The organism is Pseudochrobactrum mosebachae (genome assembly GCF_048914685.1).
GTDB lineage: Bacteria > Pseudomonadota > Alphaproteobacteria > Rhizobiales > Rhizobiaceae > Pseudochrobactrum.
On record NZ_CP128408.1, the window covers coordinates 417,792 to 437,700 of the forward strand.

20 protein-coding genes, 4 tRNA genes and 1 pseudogene are annotated in these 19,909 nt (G+C 49.4%); 13 read left to right on the forward strand and 12 right to left on the reverse strand.

The genetic code is table 11. The features are described from left to right. Positions 1-22: 22 nt before the first annotated feature. The 8 genes and pseudogenes from nuoE to MP213Fo_RS01895 form a co-directional block, all read right to left on the reverse strand. Positions 23-628: pseudogene (gene nuoE / locus MP213Fo_RS01860) on the reverse strand (NADH-quinone oxidoreductase subunit NuoE); the annotation flags it as partial. After that, positions 628-1,818, reverse strand: coding sequence for an NADH-quinone oxidoreductase subunit D (locus MP213Fo_RS01865; protein WP_421090004.1), 1,191 nt, complete (start codon positions 1,816-1,818; stop codon positions 628-630). The pseudogene nuoE and the gene MP213Fo_RS01865, both read right to left, overlap by 1 nt. Next, positions 1,811-2,251 (reverse strand): GFA family protein, encoded by a 441-nt coding sequence (locus MP213Fo_RS01870; protein WP_421090005.1) that lies wholly within the window; start codon positions 2,249-2,251, stop codon positions 1,811-1,813. The genes MP213Fo_RS01865 and MP213Fo_RS01870 overlap by 8 nt, the downstream gene beginning before the upstream one ends. A 30-nt stretch (positions 2,252-2,281) precedes the next feature. After that, on the reverse strand, positions 2,282-2,890 hold the full coding sequence (locus MP213Fo_RS01875) for an NADH-quinone oxidoreductase subunit C (protein WP_421090006.1): 609 nt from the start codon (positions 2,888-2,890) through the stop codon (positions 2,282-2,284). A 17-nt stretch (positions 2,891-2,907) separates the two neighbouring features. Next, positions 2,908-3,495 carry a NuoB/complex I 20 kDa subunit family protein gene (locus tag MP213Fo_RS01880; protein ID WP_421090972.1) on the reverse strand — a complete coding sequence of 196 codons (588 nt, stop codon included), beginning with the start codon at positions 3,493-3,495 and terminating at the stop codon, positions 2,908-2,910. A 17-nt stretch (positions 3,496-3,512) separates the two neighbouring features. Continuing rightward, the gene (locus MP213Fo_RS01885) at positions 3,513-3,878 is read right to left on the reverse strand and encodes an NADH-quinone oxidoreductase subunit A (protein ID WP_421090007.1); all 366 of its coding nucleotides are present in this window, start codon (positions 3,876-3,878) and stop codon (positions 3,513-3,515) included. Positions 3,879-4,543: 665 nt separating this feature from the next. Continuing rightward, a tRNA-Asp gene (locus tag MP213Fo_RS01890) sits at positions 4,544-4,620 on the reverse strand. A 194-nt stretch (positions 4,621-4,814) separates the two neighbouring features. After that, positions 4,815-4,891, reverse strand: a tRNA-Asp gene (locus MP213Fo_RS01895). A 401-nt stretch (positions 4,892-5,292) separates the two neighbouring features. Between MP213Fo_RS01895 and MP213Fo_RS01900 the strand changes: the two genes are divergently transcribed. The 8 genes from MP213Fo_RS01900 (at position 5,293) to MP213Fo_RS01935 (ending at position 12,595) form a co-directional block, all read left to right on the forward strand. Beyond that, positions 5,293-5,368, forward strand: a tRNA-Val gene (locus tag MP213Fo_RS01900). Between the two features lie 115 nt (positions 5,369-5,483). After that, positions 5,484-5,559: transfer RNA gene (locus MP213Fo_RS01905), tRNA-Val, on the forward strand. A 702-nt stretch (positions 5,560-6,261) separates the two neighbouring features. Further along, the gene (locus MP213Fo_RS01910) at positions 6,262-6,444 is read left to right on the forward strand and encodes a hypothetical protein (RefSeq protein WP_421090008.1); all 183 of its coding nucleotides are present in this window, start codon (positions 6,262-6,264) and stop codon (positions 6,442-6,444) included. A gap of 543 nt (positions 6,445-6,987) precedes the next feature. Next, entirely contained in the window at positions 6,988-7,209 is a 222-nt protein-coding gene (nrdH, locus tag MP213Fo_RS01915; protein WP_421090009.1) for a glutaredoxin-like protein NrdH, read from the forward strand. 185 nt (positions 7,210-7,394) lie between these two features. After that, a complete protein-coding gene (gene nrdI, locus MP213Fo_RS01920) occupies positions 7,395-7,793 on the forward strand; it encodes a class Ib ribonucleoside-diphosphate reductase assembly flavoprotein NrdI (protein WP_421090010.1) in 399 nt (132 codons plus the stop codon). 165 nt (positions 7,794-7,958) lie between these two features. Beyond that, a complete protein-coding gene (gene nrdE, locus MP213Fo_RS01925) occupies positions 7,959-10,064 on the forward strand; it encodes a class 1b ribonucleoside-diphosphate reductase subunit alpha (RefSeq protein ID WP_421090011.1) in 2,106 nt (701 codons plus the stop codon). Between the two features lie 50 nt (positions 10,065-10,114). Further along, positions 10,115-11,110 carry a class 1b ribonucleoside-diphosphate reductase subunit beta gene (gene nrdF, locus MP213Fo_RS01930; RefSeq protein ID WP_421090973.1) on the forward strand — a complete coding sequence of 332 codons (996 nt, stop codon included), beginning with the start codon at positions 10,115-10,117 and terminating at the stop codon, positions 11,108-11,110. Positions 11,111-11,350: 240 nt separating this feature from the next. Next, positions 11,351-12,595 carry a cytochrome P450 gene (locus MP213Fo_RS01935; RefSeq protein ID WP_421090012.1) on the forward strand — a complete coding sequence of 415 codons (1,245 nt, stop codon included), beginning with the start codon at positions 11,351-11,353 and terminating at the stop codon, positions 12,593-12,595. 56 nt (positions 12,596-12,651) lie between these two features. Here the strand turns inward: MP213Fo_RS01935 and MP213Fo_RS01940 are convergent, their stop codons facing one another. The 3 genes from MP213Fo_RS01940 to MP213Fo_RS01950 all read right to left on the reverse strand — a co-directional run bounded on the left by MP213Fo_RS01940 (position 12,652) and on the right by MP213Fo_RS01950 (position 14,939). Continuing rightward, positions 12,652-13,017, reverse strand: a complete 366-nt coding sequence (locus MP213Fo_RS01940; RefSeq protein WP_421090013.1) for a cupin domain-containing protein — start codon at positions 13,015-13,017, stop codon at positions 12,652-12,654. After that, positions 13,017-14,303, reverse strand: coding sequence for an O-acetylhomoserine aminocarboxypropyltransferase (locus MP213Fo_RS01945; protein WP_421090014.1), 1,287 nt, complete (start codon positions 14,301-14,303; stop codon positions 13,017-13,019). The genes MP213Fo_RS01940 and MP213Fo_RS01945 overlap by 1 nt, the downstream gene beginning before the upstream one ends. Before the next feature lie 225 nt (positions 14,304-14,528). After that, the gene (locus MP213Fo_RS01950; protein WP_421090015.1) at positions 14,529-14,939 is read right to left on the reverse strand and encodes a CoA-binding protein; all 411 of its coding nucleotides are present in this window, start codon (positions 14,937-14,939) and stop codon (positions 14,529-14,531) included. Between the two features lie 366 nt (positions 14,940-15,305). Between MP213Fo_RS01950 and rplM the strand changes: the two genes are divergently transcribed. The 4 genes from rplM (at position 15,306) to MP213Fo_RS01970 (ending at position 18,371) form a co-directional block, all read left to right on the forward strand. Next, positions 15,306-15,770 carry a 50S ribosomal protein L13 gene (gene rplM / locus MP213Fo_RS01955; RefSeq protein WP_421090016.1) on the forward strand — a complete coding sequence of 155 codons (465 nt, stop codon included), beginning with the start codon at positions 15,306-15,308 and terminating at the stop codon, positions 15,768-15,770. After that, positions 15,770-16,249 (forward strand): 30S ribosomal protein S9, encoded by a 480-nt coding sequence (rpsI, locus tag MP213Fo_RS01960; protein ID WP_421090017.1) that lies wholly within the window; start codon positions 15,770-15,772, stop codon positions 16,247-16,249. The genes rplM and rpsI overlap by 1 nt, the downstream gene beginning before the upstream one ends. A 324-nt stretch (positions 16,250-16,573) precedes the next feature. Then, entirely contained in the window at positions 16,574-17,506 is a 933-nt protein-coding gene (gene argC, locus MP213Fo_RS01965) for an N-acetyl-gamma-glutamyl-phosphate reductase (RefSeq protein ID WP_421090018.1), read from the forward strand. 16 nt (positions 17,507-17,522) lie between these two features. Then, complete coding sequence (locus tag MP213Fo_RS01970; RefSeq protein WP_421090019.1) at positions 17,523-18,371, forward strand: aminoglycoside phosphotransferase family protein; 849 nt, start codon at positions 17,523-17,525, stop codon at positions 18,369-18,371. A 30-nt stretch (positions 18,372-18,401) separates the two neighbouring features. Here the strand turns inward: MP213Fo_RS01970 and MP213Fo_RS01975 are convergent, their stop codons facing one another. Continuing rightward, the gene (locus MP213Fo_RS01975) at positions 18,402-19,487 is read right to left on the reverse strand and encodes a COX15/CtaA family protein (protein ID WP_421090020.1); all 1,086 of its coding nucleotides are present in this window, start codon (positions 19,485-19,487) and stop codon (positions 18,402-18,404) included. Between the two features lie 201 nt (positions 19,488-19,688). Between MP213Fo_RS01975 and MP213Fo_RS01980 the strand changes: the two genes are divergently transcribed. After that, positions 19,689-19,901 carry a DUF2842 domain-containing protein gene (locus MP213Fo_RS01980; protein WP_421090021.1) on the forward strand — a complete coding sequence of 71 codons (213 nt, stop codon included), beginning with the start codon at positions 19,689-19,691 and terminating at the stop codon, positions 19,899-19,901. Positions 19,902-19,909 lie beyond the last annotated feature (8 nt).

Sequence of the window (19,909 nt, forward strand, 5' to 3'; positions counted from 1 at the left end):
AGCCCTCTGCTTTCGGATTGCCATCAGTCAAAGATGTCAGACCACCGGCAGGTGCTGCAAATACACGATCGATCTGCGGACCCGGCTCAATGGTATCACCCTTGCCAGCCTCAAAAGCATCAATAATTTCAGCGAGGCGTTCAGGGGTAAGGTCTTCATAAGCGTCTTTGAAGATGATGACCATCGGCGCATTGACGCAAGCACCCTGACACTCAACTTCTTCCCATGACAATGTGCCATCGGCATTCAGCGTATGCGGATCGTGATGAATTTTGTGCTTGCACACTTTCATCAGCTCTTCCGAGCCGCGCAACATGCACGGCGTGGTACCGCAAACCTGAATATGGGCACGGGTGCCAACAGGCTTAAGCTGGAACTGGGTATAGAATGTTGCCACTTCCAGAACACGGATCAAAGGCATGTCGAGCATTGCTGCCACATATTCAATCGATGCTTTGGTAACCCAACCATCCTGTTCCTGCGCACGCATCAGCAGCGGAATAACCGCTGATTGCTGGCGGCCAGCCGGAAATTTATTAATTGTTTTTTCAGCCCATGCTGCATTTTCCGCATTGAAGGAAAAAGCGGCTGGCTGGACAGAATCATCTGCGAGACGACGGACGGACATCAGCGGTCTACCTCACCAAACACAATATCAAGTGAGCCAAGGATTGCGGAGACGTCGGCCAGCATGTGACCGCGACAAATGAAATCCATGGCCTGAAGATGAGCAAAACCCGGCGCACGCAATTTGCAGCGATATGGCTTATTGGTGCCGTCAGACACCAGATAAACACCGAATTCACCCTTCGGCGCTTCAACTGCGGCATATACCTCGCCTTCCGGCACATGGTAACCTTCAGTATAAAGCTTAAAGTGATGGATGAGAGCTTCCATCGAGCGTTTCATTTCGCCACGCTTTGGCGGAACAATCTTGTTATCCATCGCTGAAACAGGCCCGACACGCTCCTTGCCCAACAGCAATTCGCAGCACTGGCGCATGATCGATGCGGATTGGCGCATTTCTTCCATACGGATCAGGTAACGGTCATAACAGTCACCGTTTTTACCGACCGGAATGTCAAATTCCATTTCAGAATAGCACTCATATGGCTGGCTCTTACGCAGATCCCATGCCGCGCCCGAGCCGCGAACCATAACGCCTGAGAAGCCCCATGCCCATGCATCATCAAGTGTAACCACGCCGATATCGACGTTACGCTGCTTGAAAATACGGTTATTGGTGATGAGGTTATCAAGATTATTCAGTGTCTTGAAAAACGGATCAATCCAGTTGGCAATATCCTGCACCAGCTGCTCAGGCAAATCCTGATGCACGCCACCCGGACGGAAATAGGCCGCATGCATACGGGCACCACAGGCGCGCTCGTAAAACACCATCAGCTTTTCACGTTCTTCAAAGCCCCAGAGCGGCGGTGTCAAAGCACCAACGTCCATGGCCTGCGTGGTCACGTTGAGGATATGGTTGAGAATACGGCCGATTTCAGAATACAGCACGCGGATCAGCTGACCGCGCTTAGGCACAGTAACGCCGAGCAAACGCTCGACCGCCATTGCATAGGCATGTTCCTGATTCATCGGCGCCACGTAATCGAGGCGGTCGAGATAAGGCAAAGCCTGCAAATAGGTCTTGGTTTCCATCAGCTTTTCAGTGCCGCGGTGCAACAGGCCGATATGCGGATCGACACGGGCTACCACTTCACCATCCAGCTCGAGCACCAGACGCAAAACGCCGTGCGCAGCCGGATGCTGCGGGCCGAAGTTGATATTAAAATTGCGAACTTGTGTTTCAGCCATTCTCGGCATCCTGTGTAGAGGCAAAAGCTGCCAGAAACTCTGCTTCCGTCATCTTGCGCGTATCATTGGCAAATGCGTAATTATCAGGCTTGCTGTCGACATAGATTTCCGACGTAAATCTGAACTGCGAAGGATTTTCAAACGCCTGAACCGAAGCGACATTATGAGTACCGTCCTGCATACGCCACAACAGTGTTGAACCGCAGGCTTTACAGAAACCACGCTCCCCCCATTCGGAAGAGCCGTAAAAGGCAAGATCATCGCCCTTTGTGATTTCAATACTATTGCCGCAATCCACACTGAGAAACACACCACCGGACCATCGGCGGCACATTGCACAGTGACAGGCACCCATTTCGTCATTCACAGGCTTCGCTGAAAAACGCACAGAACCACAAAGGCAGCGTCCTTCCAGCTTGGCACGATCAGACATTTTTTAATCCTCAATCGTTAAAAATACAGCTCAGTTGGTTTTGGCTTTTTCATCGCCGGGCAGCACATAATCGGTTGCTTCCCATGGTGACAAAAAGTCAAAATTACGAAATTCCTGACGCAGCTCAACCGGCTCATAAACCACGCGCTTGACCTGATCATCATAACGGACTTCAACAAAGCCGGTCAGTGGAAAATCTTTACGCAGCGGATGACCTTCAAAGCCATAATCTGTGAGAATACGACGCAGATCCGGATGTCCGGAAAACAGAATGCCGTACATGTCATAGGCTTCACGCTCGAACCACAATGCACCGGCAAACACACCAGTGATCGACGGCACCGGCGTATCTTCATCCGTTACCAAACGAATGCGGATGCGCAGATTATGACGCGGCGACAACAGCTGATAAACAACATCAAAACGCTTGGCACGACCCGGATAATCCACGCCGCTCAAATCGGTGAAGTTTACAAACTGGCACTGCACATCATCACGCAGAAATGTGAGAACCGGAACAATCTGATCAATCGCAATATTGAGGGTCAATTCACCATAGCTCAATGATGCGCTATCGATCTTACCTTCAAGACGCTCAGACAAATAGCCTGAAAGTTCCAAGAGAGCTTCTTCAGTCATAGTGGTCACGCTCCCCATCAACGTTCAATTGTACCGGTGCGGCGGATTTTCTTCTGCAGCATCAAAATACCATAAAGAAGCGCCTCAGCGGTCGGAGGGCAGCCCGGCACATAAATATCGACCGGTACAACGCGGTCACAACCACGCACCACTGAATAGGAATAGTGGTAATAACCGCCGCCATTAGCGCAGGATCCCATCGAGATCACATAACGCGGCTCCGGCATCTGGTCGTAAACCTTGCGCAGAGCTGGCGCCATTTTATTGGTCAGCGTACCGGCAACGATCATGACGTCAGACTGGCGCGGTGACGCACGCGGCGCGATGCCAAAACGCTCAGCATCATAACGTGGCATCGAAATATGCATCATCTCAACAGCGCAGCACGCCAGACCAAAGGTCATCCACATCAGCGAACCGGTGCGCGCCCATGTAATCAGCGCATCAGCCGAGGTAACGATGAAACCCTTATCGGAGAGCTCATTATTCAACTCACCGAAAAATGCATCATCCTGACCGATCAGCTTACCGGTATTGGGATCAATAATGCCCTTCGGGCGGGGCGCTACAAGCACACCGCCGTTTTGTCCGCCATTTGGCGTCATCGGACTTTGGCCAGAGGTCAATCCCATTCCAGGGCTCCCTTCTTCCATTCGTAAATGAAGCCGATGGTCAAAACAGAAAGAAAGACCATCATGGACCAGAATCCGAACATGCCGATTGCACCGAAGGACACAGCCCACGGGAACAAGAATGCGACTTCAAGGTCGAAGATGATGAAAAGGATGGATACCAGATAGAAACGCACATCAAATTTCATGCGCGCATCATCAAACGCGTTGAAACCACACTCGTATGCCGAGAGTTTCTCTGGATCCGGCTGTCTGTATGCGACCAGGAACGGCGCTACCAGCAACGCAATCCCGATCACCATTGCCACGCCAATAAAAATGACGATTGGCAGATAGGAACTTAAAAGCTCGTTCATTACCCTATTTCCGGCTTCAAGATGTAAAGTTGTGCACTACATAAGCCATTTAACGGCTACAGCCATGTGACACATTGCACCTTACAATCAATCTCGCCCAAACAGCTTCAAAAGGCATGCCGTGCGAATACAGTGCTCTGTGTGGGACGGTTAACGCAGTCAACCCGATTGCGCAACCCTATAAAGCGCATGTCAGCTATGCGCTCACATGGATATGATTAATAAAGACCAACCTGTTAACAACCTCGACCCAGCCACCTAACACAATTAACGATCAAGGCAGGCACAGGTCACGATCACGTCATATCGATACCCTAATCCGAGCTAACCACGAATAAAAAGCCGACAACAAGCCAGATTATAAAAGCACGATAGCACTGCCACCGCGATTATACAAAAAAGAATCAAAAACCGCAGCCACACCCTCTCCTCACACATAGGCCCGAGAGTGCAAAACACATAAAAAGTCTGCAGCTTTTACGTGTCGGTATTGTCTTTATATATACGGATGAGCGTCAACACATATGAATGACATGCAAAATCTTCACTGCCTGCCTGCAATGACGGGCAAGCACACAGGGCAAAATCATATATTTTTGATCATTCATGAATAAGATGGCGGGGTGCGCCACTCTCTCAATATATGATAAATCATTATGAGAAAGTGGCGCGAGTGACGGGACTCGAACCCGCGACCTCCGGCGTGACAGGCCGGCACTCTAACCAACTGAGCTACACCCGCGCAGTGCTTGTATCAAGCAAGCTGGTATCTACCCTGATTCACTTTTAAAATCAAAGGGTTTTAGAACAATCTTCACAAATAAATGCAAAAAAATCTCGCCTCAAGCAAGATTACAATATTAGCAATTAAACTGGGAAAATAAAAGGCGGGGTTGCGCCACTCTCTCACGATATATGATTTTATATTTGAGAAAGTGGCGCGAGTGACGGGGCTCGAACCCGCGACCTCCGGCGTGACAGGCCGGCACTCTAACCAACTGAGCTACACCCGCGCATTATTCAGACATTCATCTGATGCCTAACAAAGCTTGCTTCGTTTTGGCTAACCAACGTTTCCGTCCGGTATGGCCGCTGTCTAATGGGTTCATTGGGAACTGTCAAGCGAGCTTTATAAAGTTTTTTGCAGGAAAAGGCACAAAAGCGCATAAACACCGCTAACCGCACTTTATATATATAAGGGGCTTAAAAAAACATCTGATTTTCCGCATAAACATAAGTCCCCTACTCGCTGTAAGCATCTGAATTCAAAGAATCATATGGAAATCGCCAGCGGAACACTGCCGGATGGCTGATCAAAAAAAAATTAATGCATATTTCTGTTTTATTTTGATTTTTGCTCTTGCGCTCCTGCGCAGAATTCCTTAAACGAGCCTCACAGCCGCTTCAAGCGAGCGGGCGATTAGCTCAGTTGGTAGAGCGCTTCGTTTACACCGAAGATGTCGGGAGTTCGAGTCTCTCATCGCCCACCATCATATTACTACCGTATATTCTTAAGCGGCTTTAATATGAACTATATGAATGTGAATGTGCTTGCATTTATATAGAAACACACTTAAGTCATGCACATATCCGCTTCAAGCGAGCGGGCGATTAGCTCAGTTGGTAGAGCGCTTCGTTTACACCGAAGATGTCGGGAGTTCGAGTCTCTCATCGCCCACCATAATCCCCATATAGAATTTATAGATATTAAATATATAAGCGCATTTATGTGCATATTTTGCTGTCGTTGATTTGTTTCCCGTACAGCCCCTGCCCGAATCCAAATCGCCAGCCTCCCTCTACTCATTCACAAAATGCCATATGATCATACTTCAAGAATCACATGTGCATTTATCCACTTGTGTAAAGCGGGGAATCTTTCAAAAAACGGCAAAGTTTTCGCCCAAAGCCAGCCATATCTTATATGCTAGATATAAGAATCAGGTCGGCGGGCAGCAGTTTCTCTGCAAGCCTCGGCTGTGCTTTTTCAGCATCCATCCAGATTTAATTTTCAGCTGTGTATAGCGGGTAAAATTCAGTCAGACACACCATAGCTGTTGACGAAAAATTCATAACATATACCATATATAGTGTCTTGAGGGTGTTTTTCGATTCTGCAACCTGCAGCTTCAAAATGACATCTCAGACGGCTTTATCAGGCACAGTCTGTACGGAAATACCCAGCGTAAGCCCGTTTTGCTGTGTCTCGTTTTTTGCCGGATTTTAAAGGCGCGCCTTTTACCGGAAATAGAATCGGAACCTGTCCTTAAAAACGGTTCCGGGAATGTTGAAGACGGAAGAAATACGATTCGTAATGTTCATGCGGTTTATCAAAACAGCATGAACACAGATCAAGTTTCAGGCAGGCAACAGGAATCAGGTTATGCACACGGTCAGAGCTGCTTTTCAGATATTCACTAACACGCAGGCATTACGCCCTGCCGTTACGATGATTGTTTCAGCAGCTCTTGCTTCATTACCAACCTTTACGAAGGGTGGAATGTTTGGCAGCTTAAATGCCTTGCGGGCTGATATTCGCCCTATGGCTCTCTATGACCAGCCCTGAATTTCAAACCTACGGGTTTATAAAGCCTCTCTCGCCGTCCGTTCCCAATTTATAGTCAGATTTAGTAAAGCATGCGTTTTCGCGGTCTGAACCGCAATTTTATGCAGCATTTTATACGGCCTGTTTGTAGCAGCGCCAGAGTAGCAGCCGATTTCATGAGTTTTAAAAGCGGTCATCAAGCGCGGCCGTGCAGCAAGTATGAATTCAGTATCTCCGGTGAATGCTTCAGGTATTTGCAGGTATGAAATACAGGGATGCGACCAAAAAATCTGCGGGCTTCAGCTCGGGAATGAAAAGCAGCGCATCATAAGATGCACAGAAATGCAGCGCCATCAGGCGCAGAATGACCAAAGGCTTGCAAAGGCCAGAATGAGAAATGGGCCTGCAAAGGCCGAAATAAGCAAGCGCCCTGCAAAGGGCTGTAGCCCCCGCTACACTGGCTTTCAGTGTTCTCCGCAAGGATTATGCAGCAGCCAGACAACACATATATGGCTCTGGATTATGTTAATTGCATAACAGGCCGGCTAAAAGATGAGGAATACGATGTCCATTACCGTTTACAGCAAACCAGCCTGCGTTCAGTGCACCGCCACCTACCGCGCTTTGGAACGTCAGGGAATCGACTTCAACATCGTTGATATTTCGGAAGATACCGTTGGTTTTGATACCGTAAAGCAGCTCGGCTACATGCAGGTTCCTGTTGTGGTTGCCGGAGACACGCATTGGGCGGGCTTCCGCCCGGATATGATCAGCGCACTGGCCTGACCTGACTTCATCTGCTTTGGTTGATATGTGCGCTTGAATAAAACACATATATCCGCCTGAAACACGGCCTGCCCGCAGACTTTGCAAAGAGCGCGGGCAGCAGCCACCTCAACAGCCGGATGGCCTTGTTGATCCTCACCTGAATTCCGGTATTGACGGATTATTTTTGGAATAAGGAAGTGGCTATGGGCCTGCTCGTTTATTTTTCCAGCGGCACGCAGAATACACACCGCTTTGTAACAAAAACCGGCCTGCCTGCCGAACGTATCGAATGCAGCATGAAGGCTGATCTTTTACAGATAACTCAGCCTTTTGTATTGGTTCTTGCTACTTATGCAGCTGGTGACGGGCGTGGTGCGGTGGCTAAACCGGTGATCCGTTTTCTCAATGACAGCGGCAACCGTTCACTGATCCGCGGTGTGATTGCCGGCGGAAACCGGAACTTTGGCGCGACATATGGCATTGCCGGCAATGTCATCTCAGAGAAATGTCAGGTGCCTTTTTTATATCGCTATGAACTCGCAGGAACCGAAGAAGACGTGATCAATGTTCAGGTCGGGCTGCAAAAATTCTGGGCTGCGTGAGACGATATCCACAGCCCTTTCATGACAGGGGATAATAGCGCGAATGAGCTCTATAATTCAGCCGCTTACCCCGTTAGAAACAAAGTTTAAAAGAATCTAAGGAAAGAGATATTGGCAGTGTCAGAGCTACAGCGATCAGAGAAACCAAAGGCAGACGCACCAGCCATGGATTATCACGCACTCAATGCGATGCTAAATCTGTTTGGTCCCGACGGTGAAATCCAGTTTGATATGGATCGCAAAGCCGTGCGCCAGTATTTCCTGCAGCACGTCAACCAGAATACGGTTTTCTTCCATAACCTGGAAGAGAAGCTCGATTATCTGGTCACCCAAAATTATTATGAAAAAGACGTTCTTGATCAGTATTCTTTTGAATTTGTTCAGAATCTTTTCAATCTGGCCTATAAAAAGAAATTCCGCTTCCCGACCTTTCTCGGCGCGTTCAAATATTACACCAGCTACACGCTGAAGACCTTTGACGGCTTGCGCTATCTGGAACGTTATGAAGATCGCGTATGCATGGTGGCGCTGGCGCTGGCCAAAGGCGATGAAACGCTTGCCGTTTCGATTATGGAAGAAGTGCTTTCAGGTCGTTTTCAGCCTGCAACACCAACTTTCCTCAATGCCGGTAAAAAGCAGCGCGGCGAATTGGTTTCGTGCTTCCTGCTGCGCATGGAAGACAATATGGAATCGATCGGCCGCTCGATCAATTCAGCACTGCAGCTTTCCAAGCGCGGTGGCGGCGTGGCATTTGCCCTTACCAATATTCGTGAGCATGGCGCGCCGATCAAAATGATCGAAAACCAGTCATCCGGTATTATTCCGATTATGAAACTGCTGGAAGATGCCTTCTCTTATGCCAACCAGCTTGGCGCCCGCCAAGGCGCAGGTGCGGTGTATCTGAATGCGCATCACCCGGATATTATGCGTTTTCTCGATACCAAGCGCGAAAATGCGGATGAAAAAATCCGCATTAAAACTCTGTCGCTCGGCGTTGTTATTCCGGATATTACCTTTGAACTGGCCAAGAATGACGAGGATATGTATCTGTTCTCGCCATATGATGTTGAGCGTGTTTACGGCGTGCCATTCACCGAGATTTCAGTAACCGAGAAATATCGTGAACTGGTGGATGACGGTCGTATCAGCAAACAGAAGATCAAAGCGCGCGCATTTTTCCAGACACTGGCCGAAATCCAGTTTGAATCCGGCTATCCGTATATCATGTTCGAAGATACGGTGAATGCGGCGAACCCGATTGCAGGCCGTATTTCCATGAGCAATCTCTGCTCTGAAATCCTGCAGGTCAGTGAAGCCAGCACCTATAAAGATGACTTGAATTACGAACATATCGGTAAAGATATTTCGTGCAATCTCGGCTCGTTGAATATTGCCATGACCATGGATTCTCCGGATTTCGGCAAAACTGTTGAAACCTCTATCCGTGCGCTGACTGCCGTATCCGATATGAGCAATATCAATTCGGTGCCATCCATTGCCCGCGGCAATGATGAGAGCCACGCGATTGGCCTTGGTCAGATGAACTTGCATGGCTACCTTGCCCGCGAGCGGATCTTCTACGGCAGCCCTGAAGGTGTGGATTTCACCAATATTTATTTCTACACGGTTGTGTATCACGCGATTAAAGCGTCGAACCGCATTTCTATGGATCGCAAATCAAGCTTTGTCGGCTTTGAAGATTCAAAATATGCTGACGGCACGTTCTTCGACAAATATACCGATAAGCTCTGGGAGCCCGAAACCGAGCGTGTTCGCGAATTGTTTGCCAATGCCGGCGTGAGCATTCCAACGCAGGCTGATTGGGAAGAATTGCGCAAATCGGTAATGGCGCATGGTATTTATAATCGTAACCTGCAGGCCGTGCCGCCAACAGGTTCGATTTCCTATATCAATAACTCGACCTCTTCGATCCACCCGATTGCGGCTAAAATTGAAATCCGCAAAGAAGGCAAGATCGGCCGCGTCTATTACCCTGCCCCATTCATGGATAATGACAATCTTGAATATTATCAGGACGCTTATGAAATCGGTGTCGAGAAGATTATTGATACCTATGCCGCTGCAACACAGCATGTTGATCAGGGGCTTTCGCTGACATTATTCTTCCGTGACACGGCTTCAACGCGGGACATCAACAAAGCGCAGATCTATGCATGGCGTAAGGGAATCAAGACGATTTATTATATTCGTCTGCGCCAGATGGCTCTGGAAGGCACTCAGGTAGAGGGCTGCGTTTCCTGCAGCTTGTAAATCAACCTCATGTTTTATGATGCTGTCTGTGGCAACACGGACAGCCAGTCATCACAAATTCAGAGTACATCATGACCACGCAACAAAAACTGATCTGCGCCACCAAAGCTGTTAACTGGAACCGGATTGAAGACGAAAAAGACCTCGAGGTCTGGAACCGTCTTACCAGTAATTTTTGGCTGCCTGAAAAAGTACCACTCTCAAATGATATTCCATCCTGGGGTACGCTGACACCAGAAGAAAAAACGCTGACGATCCGTGTTTTTACCGGCCTGACCCTGCTGGATACGATTCAGAACACAATCGGTGCACCCTGTCTGATGCCCGATGCTGCTACCCCGCATGAAGAAGCGGTACTCAGCAATATCAGCTTCATGGAAGCCGTTCACGCACGCTCTTATTCGTCGATTTTCTCCACGCTTTGCTCAACCCCTGATGTGGATGATGCCTATCGCTGGAGTGAAGAAAATCCGCATTTGCAGCGCAAAGCAGCGCTGATCATCAATGAATATAAATCTGATGATCCAATGAAGCGCAAAATCGCCAGCGTGTATCTGGAAAGCTTCCTGTTCTATTCGGGCTTCTATCTGCCGATGCATTGGTCGAGCCGTGCCAAGCTAACCAATACTGCCGATCTTATCCGCCTGATTATCCGCGATGAAGCAGTACATGGCTATTATATCGGTTATAAATATCAGGTTGCCCTGGAAAAAGAGAGCGAAGCGCGCAAGCAGGAATTGAAAGATTTTGCCTTTGCCATGCTGCTCGATCTTTATGACGTGGAAACCAAATATACCGCAGCGCTTTATGACGGCACCGGCCTGACTGAAGATGTTAAAAAGTTCCTGCATTATAATGCGAACAAAGCTCTGATGAATCTGGGCTATGAAGCTCTGTTCCCAAGCACGGTCACCAATGTTAATCCGGCGATCCTGTCTTCACTGTCACCAAATGCCGACGAGAATCATGACTTCTTCTCCGGTTCCGGTTCCAGCTATGTAATCGGCAAAGCTGTAGCTACGGAAGATGATGACTGGGATTTCTAAATCCTTCTGAACGGGGCTGTATATTCCCGATCATTTTTTAAAGCCTTTTGAAGCAATACTGTTTCAAAAGGCTTTTTTATTATCTGCATCTGACTCAAAATCGCATATTGCGGAAAAAGACCGATCCATGCCGCGCTTTGTCACGCTGCATTTCTCAAATAACTGTCTCTATAGTGCCATACTTGTTGTCATGAAAATTCGTATCAATAGCAATGTGATGAAAGCCCGATGACCATACAAATGACCGTCCCGGTAAAACCTGATTATCTCGATTTTAATCCTGCGACCCGTCATGTGCGGATAGATCCGCATCAGCCTGAATTTGTACAAAATCCTTATGCGGCTTATGCATGGCTGCACCATCATGCGCGGGTCTTTTTCTGGGAAGATTATGGTTTCTGGTGCTTTGCCGGTTATGACGACATTAACAAGCTACTGCGCGATCGTCGTTTTGGCCGTGAAGAGCCAGGCGGTTACCGCGCTAATGCTATCAACCGTGAGCATTTAAAAGATTTTGACGGTGTCGAACGTCATTCAATGCTGGAAATCGAGCCCCCTGTTCACACGCGTTTGCGCACATTGGTCAACCGTGCATTTGTTTCGCGCCAAGTCGAGCGTTTGCGTCCGCGCATTGAAACTCTGGCCAATGAACTGATCGACGGCTTTGAACATCAAGGCCATGTCGATCTTATGCCTGCCTTTGCCACACCAATTCCGGTAGTGGTGATCGCTGAAATGCTGGGTATCCCAACCGAGAACGCCCCGCAATTGCTCGACTGGTCGCACCGCATGGTCAATATGTACATGCATAATGCCACGCGTGAGGTTGAAGACAGCGCCAATCAGGCAGCCAAGGAATTCTCGGATTACTTGCGGGATTATGCGGCACAGCGCCGTAAAAACCCCGGCGACGACCTGTTAAGCCTGCTGCTCGCAGCGGAAGAAAATGGTGCCAAGCTCTCTGAAGACGAGCTGATCACTACCTGTATTTTGCTGCTCAATGCCGGCCATGAAGCAACCGTCAACCAGACAGGTAATGCGGTTAAAACCATTTTGCAAAGTGGGCTCGATCACCGTACTTTATTTGCCACGCCGGAATCAACGGCTGCGGTGGCAGAAGAATGCATCCGCTTTGATGCCCCGCTGCATATGTTCACCCGTTACAGCTATGCGGAAACCGAAGTTGCAGATGGTGTGACACTCAAAGCTGGTGAACAGCTCGGGCTGTTGCTGGGTTGTGGCAACCGCGATTATCAGGCTTTTGAACAGGCCGAGCGTTTCTGGCCGGAGCGCCCGGACCAAAAAAACGTATCCTTTGGTGCAGGTATCCATTTTTGTATCGGTGCGCCGCTGGCGCGGCTTGAAATGCAGGTTTCACTGGCAACATTGTTCAAGCGCCTGCCCAATATCCGCTTTGCCGAGCCGCCGCTTTATAGCGATACCTATCACTTCCACGGCATGCAAACGCTGAAACTCGAATGGTAAAACAAAAATGCCGCCCCTCAGATCAGGGGCGGCGTTTTCTTTAAAAGACTAAATATTCAGAGTTTTATAACATAGGTTTTACGAGTCGTTTCAACCACTTCCCACGTCCCTTTAAAGCCGGGTCTGATTATATAAGCATCACCGCTGCGTAACGTGACAGGCGGTTTATCAGCTTCTGTGAGAATGGAAACGCCGCTGATAAGCTGAAAAAATTCCCACTCATCATAAGAAACCTGCCATTTACCAGCGGTAGATTCCCAAATACCGGCATATAGACCGTCAGCGGTTTCTTCTGCATTCCATGTTTTAAACTGCGGTTCACCTGAAATGACGCGCCCTGCTGCGGGCGCGCCAAGCTCAGGCTCTGAATTGGTATCAACCGGCAGCAGTCCGGTTCTCAATCCAGCCTGCGGCCCAGTCATCAGGCGATCTTCGCCAAAGCCTGCTCAATATCAGCGATGATATCGTCAGCATCTTCAATACCAATCGACAGGCGCACCACTTCAGGCCCTGCACCGGCAGCGATTTTCTGCTCATCAGTCAACTGGCGATGGGTGGTAGAGGCCGGATGAATCACCAGCGAACGCGTATCACCAATATTTGCCAGCAGCGAGAACAGCTCAAGCGAGTTGGTAAAGGTTTTACCTGCTTCATAGCCGCCCTTCAGACCGAAGGTGAATACCGCACCGCCGCCCTTTGGCGAGTATTTCTGCTGCAGAGCGTGGTATTTGTCGGTTGGCAGACCGGCATAAAGTACCCAATCAACTTTTTCGTGCTTTTCAAGCCACTGAGCAACCTTCAAAGCATTATCGCAATGGCGCTGCATACGCAGCGGCAAGGTTTCAACACCGGCCAGAATCTGGAACGAATTGAAAGGCGAAATCGACGGACCAAAGTCGCGCAGTCCCAATGTACGAGCAGCAATCGCAAAAGCAATATTGCCGAAGGTTTTGTGCAATTCCGCACCGGCATATTCAGGGCGCGGTTCGCTCAGCATCGGGAATTTGTCCGTTTTTGACCAATCGAATGTACCGCCGTCAACCAGAATACCGCCCATCGAATTGCCATGGCCGCCAATGAATTTGGTCAGCGAATGCACAACAATATCCGCACCATGCTCGATCGGGCGGATCAGATAAGGCGAAGCCATGGTGTTATCAACGATCAGTGGCAAACCATGCTTATGGGCGATCTCGGCAATAGCAGCAATATCCACAACAATGCCGCCCGGATTGGCAAGGCTTTCAATAAAAATACCACGGGTTCTATCGTCAATCTGGCTTTCAAAACTGGCAATATTATCAATATCGCCCCAGCGCACTTCCCAGCCAAAGGATTTGAAAGCATTGCCGAACTGGTTGATCGAACCGCCATAAAGCTTGTTCGCAGCAATAAAATTATCGCCAGTGCGCAGCAGATTGTGGAAAACCAGCAGCTGTGCAGCATGACCGGAAGCAGTGGCAACAGCAGCAGTGCCGCCCTCAAGCGCTGCGATACGTTCTTCAAGAACAGCGGTGGTCGGGTTGGTCAGGCGGGTATAAATATTGCCGAAAGCCTGCAGGCCAAACAATGACGCCGCATGATCAACATCGTCAAACACATAAGATGCTGTCTGGTAGATTGGCGTGGTGCGGGCACCGGTGGTCGGATCTGGCTTTGCGCCTGCGTGAATGGCCAGCGTTTCAAAACCGGGGCTGCGTTTAGACATAATATACTCCCAAGATGTAAAGTTTGCACAAGACTAGAATTTTACACCGAGACAAGCAAAGAAAAAGATTCCGCTTTTGCCCGTAATTCACGCAAACTATTACCTTTTTGAGTATTTGTGCAGAGGCGATAACTCAATTGGATCTGGCTTGCTTACCGGCAAGCGCCAGAGCATTTGCCATTCAGACGCCAAGCCTGAATGGCAAATCACTGCATAGGCAACAAATTAGAGTAAACGTTGATGCTCCTGCTTGGTGCACAGATTTCTGACTACCTTAAGCCCGTTGATCTCAGCTTTCTTTTCAGCTTCAGGATGAGTGATCTCCAATTGCAGCCACAGTACATCGGGGCGCTGTTCAAGCGCCAGAACCTCATCAACAATAGCAGGCACTGCATTGGATGCACGAAACACATCGACCAGATCAATATTCACCGGAATATCGGCCAATGATGCATAGACCAGCTGCCCGAGTATCTGTTTACCCGCCTGCCCCGGATTCACCGGAATAACCTGATAGCCATGATCGAGCAGATATTTCATCACCCCGAAGCTAGGGCGATCCTCATTGGGCGAAGCGCCGATCAAAGCAATAGTTTTTGCATTTTGTAAAACGGCTTTAATGTCACTATCATTCATAGCAGGCTCCCTGTTCTGGTTCTTACCACTATAATGCATTTTCAGAATTTAACAGATAATGATAAAACCGCTCTCTCAAAGCTAGTTACAAGCTGCTTATAGGCGATATTTAATAGGGTAATATATTACCGTATTTTTAAGTGCTTGTTTTACAACAATTAATTAGAATACTGGCTGAATTCGGTGACTTGACGGCGTATAGCAGCCCATGTATTGCAAAGGCTGAAACCAGTATCTGTAAAGGATGCCTGATTTCTTATTGTTTCAGGCAGGTTCTGCCGAAACACAAGCAACAAGAAAAGCCTTGCAGCAAGGTTTCCCTTTAAGGGACGCCACATCGCAAGGATCACTCAAGGATTGACTTCAATGGCAACTTTCTCCCAGAAGCCAGCGGAAGTGGTGAAGAAGTGGATTTTGATCGACGCTGAAGGCGTTGTTCTTGGTCGTCTCGCTTCTCAGGTCGCCAACATTCTGCGCGGTAAGAACAAACCAACTTTCACTCCGCATGTTGACGATGGCGATAATGTTATCATCATCAATGCAGACAAAATTGTTCTGACCGGTAAAAAGTTCACCGACAAGGTTTACTACTGGCACACCGGCCATCCAGGCGGTATCAAGCAGCGTACAGCCCGCCAGATCCTCGAAGGCCGTTTTCCGGAACGCGTCGTTGAGAAGGCAATTGAACGCATGGTACCACGCGGTCCACTCGGCCGTCGTCAGATGAAGAACCTGCGCGTTTATGCAGGTGCCGACCATCAGCACGAAGCACAGCAGCCAGAAGTCCTCGACATCGGCGCTCTGAACAGCAAAAATAAGAGGATTGCATAATGGCTGAGCAGCTCAACTCGCTCGAAGAACTTGGCACAGTTGCAGCAGCCGCTGCGCCTGAAGCTCCGGTTCATGTCAAGAAAGTCGACGCTCTGGGTCGCTCATATGCGACCGGCAAGCGTAAAGATGCGATTGCTCGCGTTTGGGTAAAGCCAGGCTCAGGCAAGATCATTGTCAACGGCAAAGATTTCAACGCTTATTTTGCTCGTCCAGTTCTGCAGATGGTTCTGCAGCAGCCAATCGTTGCAGCCAATCGCACAGGTCAGTTTGACGTTGTTGCGACTGTTGCAGGCGGTGGTCTGTCCGGTCAGGCCGGTGCGGTTCGTCACGGCATTTCAAAGGCCCTGACCTATTTCGAACCAGGTCTGCGTGCAGTACTCAAAAAAGGCGGCTTCCTTACACGCGATAGCCGTGTTGTAGAACGTAAGAAATACGGTAAGGCTAAAGCCCGTCGTTCTTTCCAGTTCTCCAAGCGCTAATAGCGCTTCGGGGCCTAGTTCTCCAAGCGCCAACAGCGCTCTGGGGCTTAGCTCCCCAAGTGCTAATATCATTATCGCTTACGAGCTTCAGAAAAGCGGGTCTTCGGATCCGCTTTTTTGTTATTGAATGAAACCAAAATGCGCCGACTATATGGTGGAAAAAAACCGGCATTGCCGCCATAGTCACAGTAATGCATAAATGCGGCTTGCTTGCAGAATTGCATCCCGCAGGATAAAGCCTCACATATAGAATCAACTGTCTTACAGAATGATTCAAAACGCACCACTAACCTCATGAATTCACTACCTTAAGGCGAAATTCAAATGAAACCGAAAATCTTTATTGACGGCGAACATGGTACAACGGGTCTTCAGATCCGTACCCGCCTCGCCGGTCGCACCGATCTGGAAGTTCTGTCTATTCCGGAACAAGAACGACGTAATAAAGATTTGCGCGCCGAGCTGCTGCGTTCAGCTGATATCGCCATTCTCTGCCTGCCGGACGATGCCTCGCTTGAGGCGGTTACGCTTTTGAAAGACCACCCCACCCGCATCATTGATACATCAACTGCACATCGCACCAATGCAGACTGGGTTTATGGCTTTGCCGAGCTGGAAAGCCAGCAGGCACAGCGCATTCGTGATGCGCATTATGTTTCCAATCCCGGCTGCTATCCGACCGGCGCTATTTCGCTAATCCGCCCTTTGCGTGCAGCAGGCTTGATGGGTAGTGATTATCCTGTAACCGTCAATGCGGTTTCCGGCTATACCGGCGGCGGCAAGCAGATGATTGCGCAGATGGAAGATGCTAACCATCCGGAGCATATGAAGGAAAATAACTTCCTCTATGGCCTGACACTCAAGCACAAGCATCAGCCGGAAATGCAGATCTATGGCAATCTCGATCACGCCCCGATTTTTGCGCCAAGTGTCGGTCGTTTTCCGCAAGGCATGATTGTGCAGATCCCAGTTTATCTCGACCTGCTTAAGGGCGATGTAAGTGTCAAGGCAGTTCATGACGCATTGCAAGCGCATTATGCCGGACAAGATATCGTACGTGTTATCCCGCTTGATGAAAGCAGTGCTATGGCACGTGTTGATGCGGAAATGCTCGCTGATACCGATGGTATGAACCTTTATGTGTTTGGTTCTGAAACTGGCCGCATCATTAATCTGGTGGCAGTACTCGACAATCTCGGTAAAGGCGCATCCGGCGCTGCGGTGCAGAATATGAACCTGATGCTCGGCCTGGCCTGATAGCTATGGAATGCTGATGACAAACCCTCTGCAGGTGCCTGATTTTCCGCTGCACTGGCAAATTGCATCAGCAACCGTGCTGACTGAAACCAATTCCAGCATCATCTGGAAAGCACAGATAACCGGAAAATCGGGCTTTCCGGTTATCATCAAAGCGCTGAAGCCCGCAGGGCATGAAGAATGGCGTGGCGCCTATTATTTGCGTTACCGTAACGGCAATGGCGCTATAAAACTGCGTGATATGCATCATGAAACCATGATGATGATGCTGGAATATGCCGGCGACTATGACCTCAAAGCCCACCTTGAAGCCGGCCATGATGCAGACGCAATCCGTATAGCCGCCGAGGTAATACATGCCTTGCACAGCCCTTCCGGCCAAGCTCTGCCCTCTCAATTGCAGCCTTTACGTAAACATTTCAAAAGCCTGTTTGATCTGAGCAATATCACCCATGGTATTTATACCGAAGCGGCAAATCTGGCGCTGCATTTACTCGATCAACCGCATGAGGTGATTGCGCTGCATGGTGATCTGCATCATGAGAATATTATACGTAGCTCGCGTGGCTGGCTGGCCATTGACCCGCACGGGCTGTGCGGAGATGCAGCTTTTGACTGCGCCAACCTGTTTTATAATCCCCTTGATCGCGATGATCTGTGCCTTGATGCGCAAAGAGCCTTGACGATCGCAACAACCTTCTCCGAAGCTATAGGCAAACCTGTTGCTTATATTCTCGATTATGCCTTTTGTTATGGCTGCCTTTCAGCGGCGTGGCACCGCGAGGATGGCAATGATAATGACGAAGCACGGGAGCTGAAAATAGCATCAGCATTACGTAAGCTACGCCATGAGACTTCTCTATAAAAAGCCCGCGATATTCGCGGGCTTTTTGTTTTAAGCATTGCGTACCGCATAGGCACCTTTACAGGCGCGCCAATGGGCGACCGCAAAACTCAGCAGCACCAATGCAAAGCCCTGATGGGCGAGCCCCCATTCAATCGGCACCATTGTCAGCAAAGCAACAATGCCAATCGCGGCCTGAATAATAATCAGCCCCACCAGCACCATTGAGCGGCGCGCATGGGTTGTGCCTGCTGCATGCCGATGCGCCTGCACCGCATGCAGCACAGCCAAAACCAGCACTGTATAGGCAAAGCAGCGATGGATAAACTGCACCGTCTTAGGGTTTTCAAACAGGTTGCGCCAAACCGGCTGATGCGTGAACAGGTCGGATGGAATAATCGCGCCATCCATCAACGGCCAGGTATTATAGGTCAGTCCGGCATGCAGACCTGCCACCAGACCACCGAGATAAATCTGTACCAGCACAGCCAAAACCAACCAGCCGGCAAAGCGCTGCAGGTTACGGCTTGAGGGCTTCTCAGTATATTGAGCCAAGCCCCGCGCCACATAGAGCACCGCAGTGATAATGATACAGGCCATCGTCAGGTGAATGGCCAGACGATACTGGCTAACATTGGTGAGCACGCTCAGACCGGAAGCCACCATCCACCAGCCGATTGCACCCTGCAAACCGCCGAGTGCCAGAATACCGAGCATCCGCGCCTTTAAGCCGTCTTGCAAACGTCCGGACAGCCAAAAGAACAGCAGCGGAATAGCCACCAGAAAGCCGACAAACCGCGCCAGCATGCGATGCGCCCACTCCCACCAAAAGATGAACTGAAATTCTTCCAGTGCCATGCCTTTATTGATTTGCTGATATTGTGGAATTTGGCGATATTTATCGAATTCTTCCAGCCATTCGGCATGGTTGAGCGGCGGAATAACACCGTGAATTGGCTTCCATTCCGTTATAGAGAGGCCGGATCCGGTCATACGGGTGGCTCCGCCGACCATCACAATAGCAATCAGCACAACAAACACTGCATAGAGCCACCAACGCAGCAATTTACGGTTTTTGTCTTGCGCTGCGCTTGCCGTTTGGCGCTGCGCTGCCGGTGCAGCATAATCCGTGACCATAAGTGTACTCCGCCTGCTTTATAATGCTGAGATACATGCCGTATACAGCCCCTGAACACAAGATAACCATACGCGACACGCCGCCGCGATCCCTTATTTAAACAATAACGTTACTGCCTCGCAGTAAAACCCGTGAACAGCCGAAAAACAGTTCAGATTTACAGCCGCCTATTGTATGAGACTAATAACGGAGGAAGAAACATGCCTGTACGCCTGAAAAAACTGATCGGAACCGTGCTGCTGGTGGCACTGATTGCCATTTACGCCGTGTTAGCCACGATCATTGCCGTGGCACATCTCGGCCAGTCTCCGGTTTGGGTACAGCTTGCATATTTCTTTTTCACCGGATTCTTGTGGATTTTACCGGCCATGTACCTGCTTTGGTGGATGGTGCAGCCACCTAAAGCCCGCTGAACGTAATA